14 protein-coding genes and 3 tRNA genes are annotated in these 16,417 nt (G+C 66.3%); 6 read left to right on the forward strand and 11 right to left on the reverse strand.

The annotated features are described in order from the left end of the window. From D577_RS0110080 to D577_RS0110095, 4 genes are all read right to left on the reverse strand, one after another. Window positions 1-499, reverse strand: a 499-nt coding sequence (locus tag D577_RS0110080; RefSeq protein ID WP_018947356.1) for a GTP-binding protein, incomplete at its 3' end; no start/stop codon positions are given. A gap of 67 nt (window positions 500-566) precedes the next feature. Continuing rightward, window positions 567-642, reverse strand: a tRNA-Thr gene (locus D577_RS0110085). Window positions 643-662: 20 nt separating this feature from the next. Further along, window positions 663-736: transfer RNA gene (locus D577_RS0110090), tRNA-Gly, on the reverse strand. Between the two features lie 52 nt (window positions 737-788). Beyond that, window positions 789-873 (reverse strand) — tRNA-Tyr (locus D577_RS0110095). Window positions 874-1,132: 259 nt separating this feature from the next. Between D577_RS0110095 and pilB the strand changes: the two genes are divergently transcribed. Genes pilB through zapD form a run of 5 tightly spaced genes read left to right on the forward strand, consistent with a single transcriptional unit; the run spans window position 1,133 to window position 6,413 of the window. Further along, window positions 1,133-2,848 (forward strand): type IV-A pilus assembly ATPase PilB, encoded by a 1,716-nt coding sequence (gene pilB / locus D577_RS0110100; RefSeq protein ID WP_018947357.1) that lies wholly within the window; start codon window positions 1,133-1,135, stop codon window positions 2,846-2,848. A 19-nt stretch (window positions 2,849-2,867) separates the two neighbouring features. Further along, the gene (locus D577_RS0110105) at window positions 2,868-4,079 is read left to right on the forward strand and encodes a type II secretion system F family protein (RefSeq protein WP_018947358.1); all 1,212 of its coding nucleotides are present in this window, start codon (window positions 2,868-2,870) and stop codon (window positions 4,077-4,079) included. A 22-nt stretch (window positions 4,080-4,101) separates the two neighbouring features. Then, window positions 4,102-4,968 carry an A24 family peptidase gene (locus D577_RS0110110; RefSeq protein ID WP_018947359.1) on the forward strand — a complete coding sequence of 289 codons (867 nt, stop codon included), beginning with the start codon at window positions 4,102-4,104 and terminating at the stop codon, window positions 4,966-4,968. A 7-nt stretch (window positions 4,969-4,975) separates the two neighbouring features. After that, the gene (gene coaE, locus D577_RS0110115) at window positions 4,976-5,587 is read left to right on the forward strand and encodes a dephospho-CoA kinase (RefSeq protein WP_026289005.1); all 612 of its coding nucleotides are present in this window, start codon (window positions 4,976-4,978) and stop codon (window positions 5,585-5,587) included. Between the two features lie 55 nt (window positions 5,588-5,642). Continuing rightward, window positions 5,643-6,413, forward strand: coding sequence for a cell division protein ZapD (gene zapD, locus D577_RS0110120; RefSeq protein WP_018947361.1), 771 nt, complete (start codon window positions 5,643-5,645; stop codon window positions 6,411-6,413). 28 nt (window positions 6,414-6,441) lie between these two features. Here zapD and D577_RS0110125 read toward each other — a convergent pair whose 3' ends face one another. Genes D577_RS0110125 through D577_RS0110140 form a run of 4 tightly spaced genes read right to left on the reverse strand, consistent with a single transcriptional unit; the run spans window position 6,442 to window position 12,383 of the window. Next, entirely contained in the window at window positions 6,442-7,428 is a 987-nt protein-coding gene (locus tag D577_RS0110125) for a Nudix family hydrolase (protein WP_018947362.1), read from the reverse strand. Beyond that, window positions 7,409-8,626 carry a bifunctional glutamate N-acetyltransferase/amino-acid acetyltransferase ArgJ gene (argJ, locus tag D577_RS0110130; protein ID WP_018947363.1) on the reverse strand — a complete coding sequence of 406 codons (1,218 nt, stop codon included), beginning with the start codon at window positions 8,624-8,626 and terminating at the stop codon, window positions 7,409-7,411. The genes D577_RS0110125 and argJ overlap by 20 nt, the downstream gene beginning before the upstream one ends. Window positions 8,627-8,650: 24 nt before the next feature. Then, a complete protein-coding gene (gene secA / locus D577_RS0110135; RefSeq protein WP_018947364.1) occupies window positions 8,651-11,455 on the reverse strand; it encodes a preprotein translocase subunit SecA in 2,805 nt (934 codons plus the stop codon). Window positions 11,456-11,513: 58 nt separating this feature from the next. Continuing rightward, window positions 11,514-12,383 carry a M23 family metallopeptidase gene (locus D577_RS0110140; protein ID WP_018947365.1) on the reverse strand — a complete coding sequence of 290 codons (870 nt, stop codon included), beginning with the start codon at window positions 12,381-12,383 and terminating at the stop codon, window positions 11,514-11,516. Window positions 12,384-12,434: 51 nt separating this feature from the next. Between D577_RS0110140 and D577_RS0110145 the strand changes: the two genes are divergently transcribed. Further along, the gene (locus D577_RS0110145; protein ID WP_018947366.1) at window positions 12,435-12,878 is read left to right on the forward strand and encodes a DciA family protein; all 444 of its coding nucleotides are present in this window, start codon (window positions 12,435-12,437) and stop codon (window positions 12,876-12,878) included. A 6-nt stretch (window positions 12,879-12,884) separates the two neighbouring features. Here D577_RS0110145 and lpxC read toward each other — a convergent pair whose 3' ends face one another. The 3 genes from lpxC to ftsA form a co-directional block, all read right to left on the reverse strand. Beyond that, on the reverse strand, window positions 12,885-13,805 hold the full coding sequence (gene lpxC, locus D577_RS0110150; RefSeq protein ID WP_077244790.1) for a UDP-3-O-acyl-N-acetylglucosamine deacetylase: 921 nt from the start codon (window positions 13,803-13,805) through the stop codon (window positions 12,885-12,887). 119 nt (window positions 13,806-13,924) lie between these two features. Next, window positions 13,925-15,094, reverse strand: a complete 1,170-nt coding sequence (gene ftsZ / locus D577_RS0110155; protein WP_018947368.1) for a cell division protein FtsZ — start codon at window positions 15,092-15,094, stop codon at window positions 13,925-13,927. 77 nt (window positions 15,095-15,171) lie between these two features. Beyond that, window positions 15,172-16,407: a cell division protein FtsA gene (gene ftsA / locus D577_RS0110160; protein ID WP_018869879.1), complete on the reverse strand. Its 1,236-nt coding sequence runs from the start codon at window positions 16,405-16,407 to the stop codon at window positions 15,172-15,174. Window positions 16,408-16,417 lie beyond the last annotated feature (10 nt).

Below are 16,417 nucleotides of genomic sequence, written 5' to 3' on the forward strand. Positions count from 1 at the left end.
CGTCACCCGGGAAATCATAGCTCGACAGCAGATCACGGACCTCCATCTCCACCAGCTCCAGGAGCTCCGGATCGTCCACCATGTCCGCCTTGTTCAGGAACACCACGATGTGCGGCACACCCACCTGGCGCGACAGCAGGATGTGCTCCCGCGTCTGCGGCATCGGGCCGTCCGCCGCCGAAACCACCAGAATCGCACCGTCCATCTGCGCAGCACCGGTGATCATGTTCTTCACATAGTCCGCGTGCCCCGGGCAGTCCACGTGCGCATAGTGGCGCGTGTCCGACTCGTACTCCACGTGCGCCGTCGCAATCGTGATCCCGCGCTGCTTCTCTTCCGGCGCGTTGTCAATCTGGTCAAAGGCACGCGCATCGCTGCCGTACTTCTTCGCCTGAACCACCGTCAACGCCGCCGTCAGCGTCGTCTTCCCGTGGTCCACATGACCAATCGTCCCCACATTCACGTGCGGCTTCTTGCGTTCGAACTTTTCCTTGGACATATCTCGCTTCCCCGGATCGTGACGCTGTCGCTACGACGGCAGCACTGACGTTGCTACGTACCAAAAATGGAGCTCATGACCGGACTCGAACCGGTGACCTCTTCCTTACCAAGGAAGTGCTCTACCTGCTGAGCTACATGAGCCTGACCTGCAAGCCAGAATCTGGAGCGGGTGATGGGAATCGAACCCACATCATCAGCTTGGAAGGCTGAGGTTCTACCATTGAACTACACCCGCAGAACCTGGCTTTCTCGCCATCGCCCGCTCGGGTCGCTGGCATGAAACTGGGTGGTGGAGGGAGGAGGATTCGAACCTCCGAAGGCTGTGCCAGCAGATTTACAGTCTGCCCCCGTTGGCCGCTTGGGTATCCCTCCTGAACCAAGCCGTGCATTCTGAGAGACGAATCGAGGCAAGTCAACCCCGCCCGAGACGCCGTTCGCAGAACCGTCGACTGGCCCGCATCGAGGGCGCGGACAGCGAAAAACCTTGTTCCCATCCTTGTAATCCGCCGAATAACCGCTCTAATATCGGGCCAATGTGAGGAACAACCGCAGCGCCAGCTCGGCATGCGTTTCCATTCCGGACCGCGCCACGTACAGTGTGGATCACCCCCAATAACGTCTGCGAACACCCATGGCCAACAGCAACACGACCCCCCGCCTGCCGGGGCTGGCAAAACGCCTCGTCGACAACGGGCTGATTGCACAGGACATCGCCCAACAGCTGGTCGAACAGGCGCGGACCCAACAGACCCCACTCATGGCGCTGCTGGCCGACAAGGGCGACGTGCCGGAACCACGACTCGTCGAAGCGGCGGCGGAGGAGTTCGGGCTTCCGGTACTGGACATGGCCGCCTTTGACGAGGAAGTCATTCCGCGCGACCACCTGAACGAGAAGCTGATCCAGAAGCATCATGCCCTGCCTCTGATGCAACGCGGGAATCGGTTGTTCATCGCGGTATCCGATCCCACCAACCTGGTGGCCACCGACGAATTCAAATTCGCCACCGGGATGCCCGTCGATGCGGTGCTGGTCGAACCGAAGAAACTGGACAAGGCCATCGACGACGCACTGAATGCCTCGTCCCAGTTGATGGAAGATCTCGGCGATGACGAGCTCGACAGTCTGAATGTCGAAGCCGATTCCGATACCGAGAGTGCCTCGGATGAAGGTGATGCGGTTGATGACGCCCCGGTAGTTCGGTTCGTCAACAAGCTGCTGATGGACGCGATCAACCGTAAGGCATCGGACATCCACCTGGAACCTTTCGAGAAGGATTTCCGGGTTCGTTTTCGCATTGACGGCGTGCTGCATGAGGTGGCTCACCCGCCGAACTCGCTGGCTCCCCGCATCCTGGCCCGCGTCAAGGTCATGTCGCGCATGGATATCGCCGAACGCCGCATCCCGCAGGACGGGCGCATCAAGCTGAAGCTCTCACGCACCCGCGCGATCGACTTCCGTGTCAGCTCCCTGCCCACGCTGTTCGGCGAAAAAATCGTACTGCGCATCCTCGACCCGAGCTCGGCCTCGATGGGCATCGATCAGCTCGGTTACGAGGAGGAGCAGAAGGCGCAGTACCTGGAGGCCCTCGGGCGCCCGTACGGGATGATCCTGGTGACCGGACCGACCGGCTCCGGCAAGACCGTCTCCCTCTACACCGGTCTGGGCATCCTCAACACGTCGGACCGCAACATCTCCACTGCGGAAGACCCGTCCGAAATCAACATGCCCGGGGTGAACCAGGTCAACATCAACCCCAAGGTCGGACTGACGTTCGCCAGCGCACTGCGCGCCTTCCTGCGCCAGGACCCCGACGTGATCATGGTCGGCGAGATCCGCGACCTGGAAACCGCCGAGATCGCCATCAAGGCCGCTCAGACCGGGCATCTGGTACTCTCCACCCTGCACACCAACGATGCGCCGCAAACCCTGACGCGCCTGGCCAACATGGGGGTGCCGCCGTACAACATCGCCTCGTCCATCCTGCTGATCATCGCGCAGCGACTGGCGCGCCGTCTGTGCCCCAACTGCAAGGCACCCGAGGATCTGCCGGAGGAAACGCTGCGCGACGAGGGCTTTACCGACGAGGAGCTCGAACAGGGCTTCACGGTGTACCGGCCGGTGGGCTGCGATCAGTGCACCAATGGCTACAAGGGCCGGCTCGGGATCTACCAGGTTATGCCGATCTCGGAGGAACTTGAACGGATCATCCTTGAAAATGGCAACAGCACCGAACTCGCCCGCCAGGCCGAAAAAGAAGGCATCAAGGACCTGCGGCGGGCGGGCCTGCACAAGGTCATCGAAGGGCTGACCAGCCTGGAAGAAGTCAACCGCGTGACCATCGACTAGCGGCTAAGGGGGACAGGGAATGGCCGATTCCGGCACGATCTACACTTGGGAAGGCCTCAACAAGAACGGGGACCGCGTCAAGGGCGAAGTGCCCGCGGAGAACGAGACCTCCGCGCGCGCCGAACTGCGCAAGAACGGCGTCAACGTTCTGAAGATCAAGAAGAAGCCGAAACCCCTTCTGGGTGGCGGGCAGAAGAAGATCATCCCCGCCGACATCGCGTATTTCCTGCGCCAGATGACCACCATGCTGCAGTCGGGGGTGCCGCTGGTGCAGGCGTTCGAGATCGTGGGTCGGGGCAACGAAAAGGCCTCGATGCGCGATCTGATCATGCAGATCAAGACCGACGTCGAGGGCGGCGACACCTTCGCCACCGCCCTGTCACGCCACCCCAAGCACTTTGACGACCTGGTCATCAGTCTGGTCGACTCCGGCGAGAAATCCGGCACGCTGGAGACCCTGCTGGACAAGATCGCCACCTACAAGGAAAAGACCGAGGCCCTGAAGGCGAAGATCCGCAAGGCCCTGTTCTATCCGGCGGCGGTCATCGTGGTGGCCATCGTGGTAACGGCGATCCTGCTGATCTACGTGGTGCCGCAGTTCGAATCCCTGTTCCAGGGCTTCGGCGCAGACCTCCCGGTGTTCACCCGCATGGTCATTAACATGTCGGAGTTCGTACAGGCCTGGTGGTGGGCGATCCTCGGTGCGGCGATCCTGGCGGGATTCCTGTTCATTCAGGCCCGCCAGCGCATTCCAAAATTCGATCGCTTCCTTGACATCGCCATCCTCCGCGCCCCGGCCTTCGGCCCCATCCTGCGCAAGGCCGCGGTGGCCCGCTTCGCCCGGACCCTGTCGACTATGTTCGCGGCCGGCGTGCCGCTGGTGGATGCCCTCAACTCGGTCTCCGGCGCCACCGGCAACGCGGTGTATCGCGAAGCCACCGAGCGAATGCGGGACGAAACCGCAGCGGGCGGGCAGCTTCAGTGGTCGATGCGCAACACGGCCGTGTTCCCCAACATGGTGGTACAGATGGTCGCGATCGGCGAAGAATCAGGCTCGCTCGACACCATGCTGGCCAAGGTCGCTGACTTCTACGAGGAAGAGGTCGACAACGCGGTGGACAGCCTGTCCAGCCTGCTGGAGCCGCTGATCATGGTGGTCCTGGGTGTACTGGTCGGCGGCCTGGTGATCGCGATGTACCTGCCAATCTTCCAGATGGGGCAGGTGATCTGATGGCCGGCGGCATGACCCGCGCATGAGCGAGCTGCTCGCGAACCCGCTGGCGCTGGCGATCATCGCCGGTTTGCTGGGGCTGCTGATCGGCAGCTTCATCAACGTAGTGATCGCCCGCCTCCCAGTCATGCTCGAACGGGAGTGGCAGGCCGAGGCCCGCTACGTCCTGCAGGGCGAAGAACCCGCGGAAGACACCGGCGCGGAGCGTTTCGATCTGATCCGCCCCCGCTCGCGCTGCCCGCACTGCCAGCGTAGCATCCGCGCAATCGAGAACATCCCGCTGCTCAGCTTCCTGTTCCTGCGCGGACGCTGCCCGGGATGTGGGTCCCGCATCAGCTGGCAGTACCCCGCCGTGGAACTGCTGACCGGGCTCCTCTTCGCAGCAACCCTGTGGCACTTCGGCGCCAGCGTCGAGGCCGGCCTTGCACTCGTGCTGACCGGCGGGCTTATCGCAGCCGGCGGCATCGATGCCCGGACCACTCTGCTGCCCGACCAGCTGACCCTGCCTCTGCTCTGGCTGGGGCTGCTGGTGAACAGCTTCGGGGTCTTCACCGACCTGCAGTCGGCCGTGTTCGGCGCGATGGCGGGCTACCTGCTGCTCTGGCTGGTATTCCACGGCTTCCGCCTGCTGACCGGCAAGGAGGGCATGGGCTACGGCGACTTCAAGTTGCTGGCCGCGCTCGGCGCCTGGCTTGGCTGGCAGGCCATCCCGGTGATCCTGCTGCTGGCCTCCCTGGTAGGAGCGGTGGTCGGCATTGCGCTGATCGTCCTGCGCGGACGCGATCGCAACATTCCGATCCCCTTCGGGCCTTACCTGGCCGCCGCCGGATGGCTGACGCTGATCACGGGCGACGCCCTGCTGCGCATCTACTTTCCGCACGGTCTATGATGAAGCTATGGAGCGAGCTGGACTGACGGGGGGGATCGGATCCGGGAAATCCCGTGTGGCGGCCTTGTTCGCCGAACAGGGGATCCCGGTGCTGGATGCCGATCGCGTCACGCGCGAACTGCAGGAACCCGGACAGCCGCTGCACGGGGCGATCGTCGAGCATTTCGGGCCAGGCATTCTTGACCCGCGCGGACACCTCGACCGCCGGGCGCTTGCGACCCGCGTGTTCGCAGACTCCGAGGAACGCGAGGCTCTGGAGGCGATTGTCCATCCGGCCGTCCGTGACGAGATCCACGCCCGGCTGAAAAACAGCTCCCGGGAAGCCCCCTACGCGCTCATCGTCGTGCCTCTCCTGTTCGAAGCGGGCTGGGAGACGGATTTCTTTCACGTCCTTACCGTTGAGTGCACCCCCGAAGAACAGATCGAGCGGGTGACCCGGCGCGACGACCGCACCCGCGAGGAGGTTCGCGCGATCATGGAACGCCAGCTTGGCACGGATGCGCGGCGCCGCCGGGCCGACACCTGCATCGATAACCACGACGGTATCGACGACCGGCAGCTGCGCGACCAGGTCCTGGCCGCCGATCGACACCTGCGAACCCTTACTTCCGGCGGGTAGAAACACCCCCCCACAATCGTGGATACTGCAGAATCTTCAAGCCAATGGCACCGCCGTGACCGCTCCGCTGATCTTCGAACAGCCCCTCCACGAACGGATCCGCCTCCTGCTCCGGCTGGAGGCGCTCACGCAACGTTTCGGTGACGCCCTGCAGGCAGGGCAACCTTACGACCATCACGAAGCCCTGGTCTCCCTGGTCGACATCTATGCGCTGGTCACGCGCGTCGACATCAAGCGCGAGCTGATGGGCGAGATCGAGCGCCAGACGGCCAATCTGCAGCGGCTGGCCGACCAGCCCGGGATCGATTCCAGCCGTTTCCGGAGCACGATGGAAGACCAGCGACGCCTGCATTCCGCACTGGAAGAACAGGCCGGAGCCCTGGACGGCGCCGTCCGCGAAAACGAATTCTTCAACAGTGTGCGCCAACGGATGGCCCTGCCCGGTGGCGCCTTCGACTTCGATCTGCCGATCTACCACCACTGGCTGTCACAGCCAGTGGAAGCGCGCACCGAGCTGCTGCGGGAGTGGTTCCGGCCGCTGGAGAGCGTGACCGAGGCCACACAGCACGTGCTGCGCTATATCCGCGGATCCGGCAACGACCGCAGCGTCACCGCGGAGGAGGGATTCCTGGAACAGCCCCTGGACAGCCAGCACGCCTGGCAGATGATTCGGGTCAGCGTGGACCCGCAGCTGGGCATCTACCCCGAGATCTCGGGCGGGCGTCAGCGCTTCACCGTGCGCTTCATGGATCCCGGCGATTTCCGCTCGCGCCCGAATCCGGTGCGCGAGGATGTGACATTCGGCCTTTGCTGCTGCGCCCTGTAGGCAGCCCAGGGCGGCACCGCCCGTGACGTCACTCCCGGCCGCCCGGCGGCTCTCCGAGCAGACCACGGATGGCTGCGATCCCGCAGGCGCCGGCGGCGCGGGCCGGCGCGAGGCTGCCCGCGTCCAGCCCCCCCAGGGCGTAGACCGGCACCGGACTCGCCGCGGTCAGACGTGCCAGACCGTCCCAGCCCAGCGGCGTCGCCCCCGGGTGCGTCCGCGTCGGCCGGACCGGTCCGACCACGGCCAGATCGGGCGCCAGTCCCCTCGCCTCCCGGAGACCCGTGACATCGTGCGCGGACACGCTGATCCGGCCGGCCACCGCGGGGCGCCGGGACAGCGCCCGCCAGCGCCGCTCCGGCAGATGCACCCCGGCCGGCGGTAGCTCGTCCAGCCAGTCCAGCGGCGCGTTCAGGAGCACTTCGGTACCCAGCGACTGCGCCACCGCCACCAGATCCCGGGCAAAGCGGAGATAGTCGTCCCGTGCCAGCCCCGGCGCACGGACCTGCAACAGCCCCACATCCCCGTGCCGGAGGCGGGCCGCCACACGGTCCACCACGGCGGCGATGCCGTCGGACCCGGCCGGGTCGGGCGTCACCAGAAGGAAATCGGGGAGCTGCAACAGGCGCAGAATCGGGCCGTTGGCGGCCGGGAAATCCGCCGGATCCAGCGCGGTCGCCTCGCGCCAGCGCAGGGCGCAGCCTTCGCACTCCCGGACCTCGCCGCTCCAGTCCGGCACCCGGAACACGTGCAACCTGACGCGGCGGTCGCCGTAGTCATGCTCCAGCCGCAGGCAGGGGATGGCATGGGCCACCTCCAGCGCGGTCTCCTCCCGGATCTCGCGCACCAGGCCCGCGGCCGGGGACTCGTCCGCCTCCAGCTTGCCGCCGGGGAATTCGAGGCGGTCCGGCTGATGCTGCCCGGCCCCGCGTTGACCGACCAGGACCCGGCCCGCCCCGTCCTCGATCACGCCCAGCGCCACATCGAGCGGTGCCGCCTCAGGAGCGGTATTCGGCATTGATGCGCACGTACTCGTGGGAGAAATCGCAGGTGTACTTGCGCGCCCGCGCATCGCCGCGTCCGAGGTCGATGGCGATGGTGATCTCGTCGGCCGCGAAGGCGGCCTGGCCGTCTTCCTCACGGTATTCGGGCGCGCGGCCGCCACCGCGCACGATCGCCAGACCGTTGATGTCGACCGTGACCCCCTCGATCCGGAGATCGCTGACGCCGGCCCGTCCCACGGCCGCGAGGATGCGCCCCCAGTTCGGGTCACTGGCGTACAGCGCGGTCTTCACCAGAGGGGACAACGCGACCGTCTCGGCAACGCGCTCGGCTTCCGCCCGCTCGCATGCGCCCGTCACCTCCACGGTCACGAACTTGGTCGCCCCTTCCCCGTCGCGCACGATCGCGGTCGCCAGTTCCAGACACAGTGACCCCAGCGCCTGCGCGAACGCGGTGCGGTCGGCATCGCCGACCAGACGGACACCGCTGGCCCCGCTGGCCATGCAGACCAGCGCGTCATTGGTCGAGGTATCGCCATCCACGGTAATGGCGTTGAAACTGTCACGGTTCGCCTCGCGCAGCAGCGCGTCCAGCTCGTCCGCATCGGTGGCCAGGTCCGTGCCGACAAAACCCAGCATCGTCGCCATGTCGGGATGGATCATCCCCGATCCCTTCGCCATGCCTGTCAGCCGCACGCACCCTTCGGACAGACGGACGTCGCGGCTCGCGACTTTCGTCACCGTGTCAGTGGTCATGATCGCCCGCGCCGCCCGCAGCCAGCTTTCGCCGTCCTCCACGAGTCCGTCGTAGAGCCCCGGCAGGGCCGCCTCCAGTCGCTCCAGCGGAAACGGCTCGCCGATCACCCCGGTCGAAAACGGCAGCACCGCCGAGGCCTCGCTGCCGGCCAGCCGGGCCAGGGCCGTGCAGCTCGCCTCGGCCGCACGCAGCCCGGGCTCACCGGTACCCGCGTTGGCGTTCCCGGCATTGATCAGAAGCCAGCGGGGACGCCCCTCCGCCTGATGCCGTCGGGCGACTTCCACCGGCGCAGCGCGAAAGGCGCTGGTTGTGTACAACGCGGCGACCACTGCGTGTTCGCCACCGTCCATCAGCACCAGGTCATCACGACCGGCATACCGGATGCCGGCCGCCCCGGCTGCCAGACGGATGCCCGGCACGGCCGGCGGCGCCGACGGTTCCTGCAGTCCCACGGCCATCAGCGCGTCTCCCCGGACCGGCCGTCAGAGACGGCCGTGGCAGTGCTTGTATTTCTTGCCGGAACCGCACCAGCAGGGCTCGTTGCGGCCGAGCTTGGGCTCCTCCCGCCGGTACGTCTCGTCACCACCGGCGACCTTGCGTGCGCCCTCGTCCGCGGCGCCCCCGTCGTCCTCGTCCGCGGCCAGCGGACTGTCGGGGTTCTCGTGGCGGAAATTCATGGCTCCGGTGTCCGGTGCCCGGCGTTCCGGCTGCAGCTGTTCGGCGTCCTCGGCGGAGCGCAGCTGGATACGCAGCAGCATCTTGATCACGTCGTGCTTGATGCGCTCCAGCAGCGACTGGAACATCGCGAACGCTTCTTTCTTGTATTCCTGCTTGGGATTGCGGTTGGCATACCCGCGCAGGCCGATCCCCTGGCGCAGATAGTCCATCGCCGCCAGGTGTTCCTTCCACTGCGAATCCAGCACCTGCAGCATCACGTCGCGCTGCAGGCGATTCATGGTGGCATCGCCCAGCTGTTCGCGCTTGCCGTTGAGGGCCTCGCGCGCCCGCTCGATGATGCGCTCGCGCAGCGGCTCCTCGTGCAGGTCGTCCTCGTCATCCAGCCACTGCTTGACCGGCAGTTCCAGGCCGAATTCGTTGCGCAGCGCCTGCTCCAGCCCTTCCGGATCCCAGATATCCTCGATGCTGCCGGGCGGGATGTATTCGCTGATCTGCGCATTCATCACGTCGGCCACCAGGGCATCGATGGTGTCGCTGATGTCCTCGGTGGTCAGCAGTTCCGCGCGCTGCTCGTAGATGACCTGGCGCTGGTCGTTGGCGACGTCGTCGTATTCCAGCAGCTGCTTGCGGATATCGAAGTTGTGCGCCTCGACCTTGCGCTGGGCGTTCTCGATGGCGCGCGAGACCCAGGCGTTCTCGATCGCCTCGCCTTCCTTCATGCCCAGGCGTCCCATCAGGGACTTCACCCGTTCGGACGCGAACACCCGCATCAGGTTGTCTTCCAGGGACAGGAAGAACCGGCTGGAGCCCGGGTCACCCTGGCGCCCCGAACGCCCGCGCAGCTGGTTGTCGATGCGCCGCGACTCGTGCCGTTCGGAGCCGATGATGTGCAGGCCGCCGGAGGCCAGGACCTCGTCGTGACGCTTCTGCCATGCCTCGCGAATCCGCTCGCGCTGCTCGGTGTCCTCCGGATCCACCTCGGCCAGCTCGGCATCCAGGCTGCCGCCCAGAACGATGTCGGTACCGCGACCGGCCATGTTAGTGGCCAGGGTCACTGCGCCGGGCTGCCCCGCCTGGGCGATGATGTGCGCCTCCCGCTCGTGCTGCTTGGCGTTGAGCACCTCGAATTCGATGCCCTTCTCCTTGAGCGACTTCGCCAGCCGCTCGGAGCTGTCCACCGAGGCCGTGCCGACCAGCACCGGCTGGCCGCGCTCGACGCACCATTGGATCTCCTTCGCGATCGCGTCGTACTTCTCGTCCTGGGTCAGGTACACCAGGTCCTGCATGTCCTCGCGGATCAGCGGCTTGTTCCCGGGAACCACCACAACCTCCAGGCCGTAGATGGTCTGGAACTCGTAGGCTTCGGTATCCGCGGTGCCGGTCATGCCCGCCAGCTTGTCGTACTGGCGGAAATAGTTCTGGAAGGTGATCGAGGCGAGCGTCTGGTTCTCGCGCTGGATCGGCACGCCCTCCTTGGCCTCGATCGCCTGATGCAGCCCCTCGGACCAGCGCCGACCGGTCATGATGCGGCCGGTGAATTCGTCGATGATCTGGACCTGGTTGTCGCGCACCAGATAGTCGACATCCCGATGGAACAGGGCATGCGCGCGCAGCGCCGCGTTCAGATGGTGCAGGACCGCGATCGCGCCGGCGTCGTACAGCGACTGGTCCTCCTCCAGCAGGCCGGCCTCGCGCAGCAGGGCCTCGGCCTTCTCGTGGCCCTCCTCGCTGAGGAAGACCTGTTTGGCCTTCTCGTCAACGAAGTAGTCGCCCTCGCTCTCTTCGTCTTCCTGACGCGTCAGCTGCGGCGGGATCGCATTCATGCGCTCGTACAGCTCGGAGTCCGAGCCGGACGGGCCGGAAATGATCAGGGGCGTGCGCGCCTCGTCGATCAGGATCGAGTCCACCTCGTCGACCAGCGCGTAGTTCAGGCCCCGCTGCACGCGCTGTTCGGCCGAGAAGGCCATGTTGTCGCGCAGATAGTCGAAACCGAACTCGTTGTTCGTGCCATAGGTGATGTCGGCCGCGTAGGCCTCGGTACGGGTGACCGGCCGCAGGCCGTCCATGCCGTCCTCACCCGCCACATGGTCGGGGTCGAACACGAACGAGGAGGCACCGCCCGACTGCCCGCCGGAGGAGTTGATGACGCCGACCGTCAGTCCCAGGGCCTGGTAGAGCCGTCCCATCCAGGCCGCATCGCGGCGGGCGAGATAGTCGTTCACGGTCACCACGTGCACGCCATCACCCGGCAGCGCATTGAGATAGGCCGTCAGGGTCGCGACCAGGGTCTTGCCCTCGCCGGTGCGCATTTCCGCGATCCGTCCGTCGTGCAGGACCATCCCGCCCATCAGCTGGACATCGAAGTGGCGCAGGCCCAGTACGCGGTCGCTCATCGCTCGGCAGACCGCGAAGGCTTCGGGCAGCAGCGCATCCAGGTCCTCGCCCGACTGCAGCCGTCGGCGGAATTCATCGGTCTTGTGCCGCAGTTCTTCCTGCGGCAGATCGTCGATGGCCGGGGCCAGGGCATTGATGCGCTCGGCCTTTTTCGCGTAGCGCTTGATGATGCGGTCGTTGCGACTGCCGAAGAACTTGCGTACGAGCTGCTTCATGGGGATCCGGAAGATTGGCTGAAACCGACCTAGGATAAACGATCCGCGGAGGTCACGCTCAGCGATGGACGTAGTCGGCCGGATTTTCCGGCCCGCCGGGACCGTGAACTTCGAAATGGAGGTGGGTATCCGTCGTCCGTCCGGTACTGCCCATACGGGCGATGGGCTGGCCTGCTTCCACCCGTTCCCCGGGATCGACCAGCAACTCCGCATTATGCGCGTAACGGGTCAGCAACCCGTCGGCATGAACGATGTCGACGCTGCGCCCGAACCCACCGTTGGTGTCCGCCCGCACCACGATCCCGTCCGCGGCCGCCCGGATCTCGGAGCCCTCGCGTCCGGCGTAGTCCATGCCGGAATGAAAACGCCGCTCGCCGGTGAACGGATCGTCGCGGTATCCAAAGGCCGAGCTGACCCAGGCCTCGGATTCCACCGGCCGCACGCCGGGGCGCATCCGCTCGTCCCGGGCATCGCCGCGCACCGCCTCGTCCAGGCGCGCGACAGTCGTGTCGCGCTGCCCCAGCAGGTGATCCAGCGCGGCGATGCGACGGTCCACCGCGGCCGCGGTGTCCGGCGGCGACGCCCCCCCGCGACCGCCGGTCTTCGGTTCCAGCGCCTCCGGGTCCAGATCCAGGGCGTCGCCCAGACCGGACATGCGCAGGTCCAGGCGCGCCTGGCGGTTTTCCAGCTCGACCAGACGGGACGCCAGCGACTCCACCCCCTCGCGCGCGAGCTCGCGTTCCGCGAGTTCGAGATCGGGCGAGCCCACGGTCGGGAGCACGGGGATTTCGACCACGTCACGCTGCTGCTGGCCCAGCTGATAGCCGGCGGTCACGACCGCGGCCAGCACCCCCAGCAGCACTGGAACCACCAGCCACAGCGGGATCCGGGTACAGACACCGCCCGCTCGTAGTAGCATCAGGTCCATGCAACCTCCGTTGATTCCTGCAAGACCCGACCGGGAGGCGCCATGTCAGCCATGACGCCGCCCCGCATCGGCCGATACATCCGCGCCGCGTGGCAGAGCCACGTCACCCCGGACCGGGCACTGGAACGGGCACTGGCCGGGCTGGTCGGAACGCACGTCGCCAGTGGGCGACTCCAGCTGGTGCGCCACGACACCACCCTGGTGGCAGTCTGCCGCGACCGCGCCCTGTGCACCGAGATGCGCTTCCAGCAGCGCGAGATCCTCAAGACCCTGCAGGCGGCCGGCTACCCCGAAGTGGAGCGCGTGCGGGTCGCCCTGGGCGGTGCGGCCCGCTCTACCGAACCGGAGCCGGTGCGCAGTCGTCCGCCGATCCCGGACAGCGCCCGCCAAACCCTGGAACAGACGGCCGGCGAGGTCGACGATCCCCGCCTGGCGGGAGCACTGCGACGGCTGGCCCGCACCCGTCCCCGCGATTCGGGGAACGATGCGGGGTGACGTCCCTCAGCCGGTGGCGCCCGGCTCCAGCTGCCCGAACGAGATCGGCAGCGGCTCCGCAGGGTCCTCGAAGGTGACCTTTTCCCAGGCCGTCCGGTCCGCGGCCAGCTGACGGATGAGCTGGTTGTTCAGGGCATGACCGGACTTGTGCCCGGTGAAAGCCCCGATCAGGCTGTGGCCCAGCAGGTAGAGATCGCCGACCACGTCGAGGATCTTGTGCTTGACCAGTTCGTTGTCGTAGCGCAGTCCGGTTTCGTTGAGGATCCTGAAATCGTCCAGCACCACGGCGTTGTCGAGGCTGCCACCCAGTGCCAGCTGGTTCGCCCGCAGGGCCTCGATGTCGCGCATGAACCCGAATGTCCGGGCGCGCGAGACTTCCTTCACGAATGAGGTGGACGAGAAATCCAGCTCGGCGCGCTGGCTCCCGTCGGTGAACATGGGGTGTTCAAAGTCGATGCAGAAACCGACCTTGAACCCTTCATAGGGATCGAAGCGCACCCATTTGTCGCCGTCGCGAACCTCCACGCTGCGCTTCACCCGGATGAATTCCTTGGGAGCATCCTGCTCCTTGAGACCCGCGGACTGCAGCAGAAACACGAACGGTCCCGCGCTGCCGTCCATGATCGGGACCTCCGCCGCGCTCACGTCGACGAAGAGATTGTCGATGCCCAGACCGGCCACCGCCGACAGCAGATGTTCCACGGTGGAGACCCGCGCATCGCCGTTGACCAGGGTCGTGGACAGCCGCGTGTCCCCGACGTTCTCGGCCCGTGCCGGGATTTCCACCGGCGGGTCGAGGTCATCGCGGTGAAACACGATTCCGGTATTGGGGGGGGCCGGACGCAGCGTAAGGACCACCTTCTCGCCCGTATGGAGCCCGACTCCGGTCGCCCGGATGCTGTTCTTGAGCGTTCTTTGCCTGATCAACGCACTGCCTCTTCTGCGAGAGCGCATGGAGGGGAGCCCGGGCCCTCCCGGGCTCCGTTCATGCACACAACGAATGCTCCATTATTGCAGGATTCCGCTCCTCCTGCATGTCAAGCCCCTCAATCCGCCTGCTTGCGCAGGAAAGCCGGGATGTCGAGCACATCGATGTTCGACTGCTGGTTACCGCTGCCGTAATCCGTCGCGACCTCGTCCTGGCTCCGGCGCTGACGCTGGTGCGTAGGGCGATCGAAATCCACGTCGGAACCGGCCGCCGCCTGCTGCGGCTGGGCATCCACCACGCGCACCTGCGGACGTTCGGGCTGCTCGGTCTGCGCGCCCAGGCCGGTGGCCACCAGCGTGACCCGCATCTCGTCGCTCATCTCGGGATCGATGACGGTACCCACCACCACGGTGGCGTCCTCGGAGGCCAGCGCCTTCACCGCTTCGCCGACTTCCTCGAATTCGCCGATACCGACATCCATGCCCCCGGTCACGTTGACCAGGATGCCGCGCGCCCCGGAGATGTCGATGTCCTCCAGCAGCGGGCTGGCAATCGCGGCCTCGGCGGCCTGGCGCGCACGGTCTTCGCCGGAACCGGTGCCGGTCCCCATCATCGCCATGCCCATCTCGCGCATCACGTTGCGTACGTCGGCGAAGTCGACGTTGATCAGGCCCGGACGGGTGATCAGCTCGGCGATGCCCTGCACCGCGCCGAACAGCACGTCGTTGGCAGCCTTGAAGGCATCCAGCAGGGTGGTGTTCTTGCCCATCACCGTGAGCAGCTTCTCGTTGGGGATGGTGATCAGGGAGTCCACCTGCTCGGTCAGCGCCTTGATCCCGGACATTGCGACCTGCATGCGCTTCTTGCCCTCGAACGGGAACGGCTTGGTCACCACGGCCACGGTCAGGATGCCCATCTCCTTGGCGATCTGTGCCACCACCGGGGCCGCGCCGGTGCCCGTGCCGCCGCCCATGCCGGCGGTGATGAACACCATGTCCGCGCCGTGCAGCAGGTCCTGCACCCGCTCGCGATCCTCCAGTGCGGCCTCGCGGCCCACGGACGGATCGGCCCCGGCGCCCAGGCCCTTGGTGATGTCCCCGCCCAGCTGCAGCAGGGTCTTGGAATCCAGGCTCTTGAGCGCCTGGGCATCGGTATTGGCGCAGATGAAATCCACGCCATCCAGCTGCGAATGAACCATGTGCTGTACGGCGTTGCCGCCGCCGCCACCCACGCCCACGACCTTGATCGTGGCGCTCTGGCTAAAGGTATCCATCAGTTCGAACGTCATGATTGCGTCCTCTTGTTTCGTGTGTACATGTCCTTCCTTCTCGGTAGCCGGAGAGCGGTCCGGCCCTTCGGTCCGGCCTAGAACTGGCCGGTAAACCAGCGCTTCATGCGCGCCCAGATCCCCTGGAACCCGGATTCCACCGGGCGGGCCTCCTGCAGGGCCCGTGACTCGCGGGCATACAGCAGCAGGCCCACCCCGGTGGCATGCACCGGGTTGCGCACCACGTCCAGCAGCCCGGTCACGTGCTGCGGAACACCCAGGCGAACGGGCATGTGGAAGACCTCCTCGGCCAGGTCCACCCCACCTTCCATCCGCGACGACCCGCCGGTCAGCACCACCCCGGCGGCGATCATTTCCTCGGTCCCGGAACGGCGCAGTTCGGCCTGCACCAGTTGCAGAAGCTCCTCGTAACGCGGTTCCACCACCGACGCCAGGGTCTGCCGCGAGAGCCGGCGCGCCTCGCGGTCGCCCACCCCCGGGACCTCGATGGACTCCCCGGGGTCGGCCAGCGAGCGCAGCGCGCAGGCGTATTTCATCTTCAGTTCCTCGGCGTACTGCGTGGGCGTGCGCAGCGCGACCGCGATGTCGTTGGTCACCTGGTCACCGGCGATCGGCAGCACCGCGGTGTGCGCGATCGCGCCGTGGGAGAACACCGCGATGTCGGTGGTGCCGCCCCCGACATCCACCAGGCAGACCCCCAGGTCCTTCTCGTCCTCGGTCAGCACCGAATACGACGACGCCAGCTGTTCGAGGATGATGTCGTCCACCCGCAGGCCGCAGCGCTCCACGCACTTCACGATGTTCTGCGCCGCCGACACCGCGCCGGTGACCAGATGGACCTTCGCCTCCAGGCGCACGCCGGACATCCCCACCGGTTCGCGGATGCCCTCCTGCTCGTCGATGATGTATTCCTGCGGGAGCACGTGGAGGATGCGCTGGTCGGCGGGGATCGCGATGGCCCGCGCAGCGTCGATGACCCGCTCGACGTCGCCCGGCCCCACCTCGCCGTCCTTGATGGCCACCACGCCGGTCGAGTTGTAGCTCTTCACGTGACTCCCGGCGATACCGGTGTACACCGAGTGGATCTCGCAGCCGGCCATCAGCTCGGCCTCCTCCACCGCGCGCTGGATCGACTGCACGGTGGACTCGATGTTGACCACCACGCCCTTCTTCAGTCCGCGCGAGGGCGACGAGCCGATGCCGATGATCTCGATCTCGCCATCGTCCTTCAGCTCGCCGACGATGGCCTCGATCTTCGAGGTCCCGACATCCAGCCCGACGATCAGACCCGATTCCGCCTTCTTTGCCATCATCTCCCCGCGT

Source organism: Thioalkalivibrio sp. AKL17 (genome assembly GCF_000377885.1).
In the GTDB taxonomy this organism is placed as follows: Bacteria; Pseudomonadota; Gammaproteobacteria; order Ectothiorhodospirales; family Ectothiorhodospiraceae; genus Thioalkalivibrio; species Thioalkalivibrio halophilus.

Coding starts and splice junctions, on each gene's coding strand:
- pilB (WP_018947357.1), top strand. CDS start 1,133: ATGGCCAACAGCAACACGACCCCCCGCCTGCCGGGGCTGGCAAAACGC.
- D577_RS0110105 (WP_018947358.1), top strand. CDS start 2,868: ATGGCCGATTCCGGCACGATCTACACTTGGGAAGGCCTCAACAAGAAC.
- D577_RS0110110 (WP_018947359.1), top strand. CDS start 4,102: ATGAGCGAGCTGCTCGCGAACCCGCTGGCGCTGGCGATCATCGCCGGT.
- coaE (WP_026289005.1), top strand. CDS start 4,976: ATGGAGCGAGCTGGACTGACGGGGGGGATCGGATCCGGGAAATCCCGT.
- D577_RS0110125 (WP_018947362.1), bottom strand. CDS start 7,428: ATGCCGAATACCGCTCCTGAGGCGGCACCGCTCGATGTGGCGCTGGGC.
- argJ (WP_018947363.1), bottom strand. CDS start 8,626: ATGGCCGTGGGACTGCAGGAACCGTCGGCGCCGCCGGCCGTGCCGGGC.
- secA (WP_018947364.1), bottom strand. CDS start 11,455: ATGAAGCAGCTCGTACGCAAGTTCTTCGGCAGTCGCAACGACCGCATC.
- D577_RS0110140 (WP_018947365.1), bottom strand. CDS start 12,383: ATGGACCTGATGCTACTACGAGCGGGCGGTGTCTGTACCCGGATCCCG.
- D577_RS0110145 (WP_018947366.1), top strand. CDS start 12,435: ATGACGCCGCCCCGCATCGGCCGATACATCCGCGCCGCGTGGCAGAGC.
- ftsZ (WP_018947368.1), bottom strand. CDS start 15,094: ATGACGTTCGAACTGATGGATACCTTTAGCCAGAGCGCCACGATCAAG.
- ftsA (WP_018869879.1), bottom strand. CDS start 16,407: ATGATGGCAAAGAAGGCGGAATCGGGTCTGATCGTCGGGCTGGATGTC.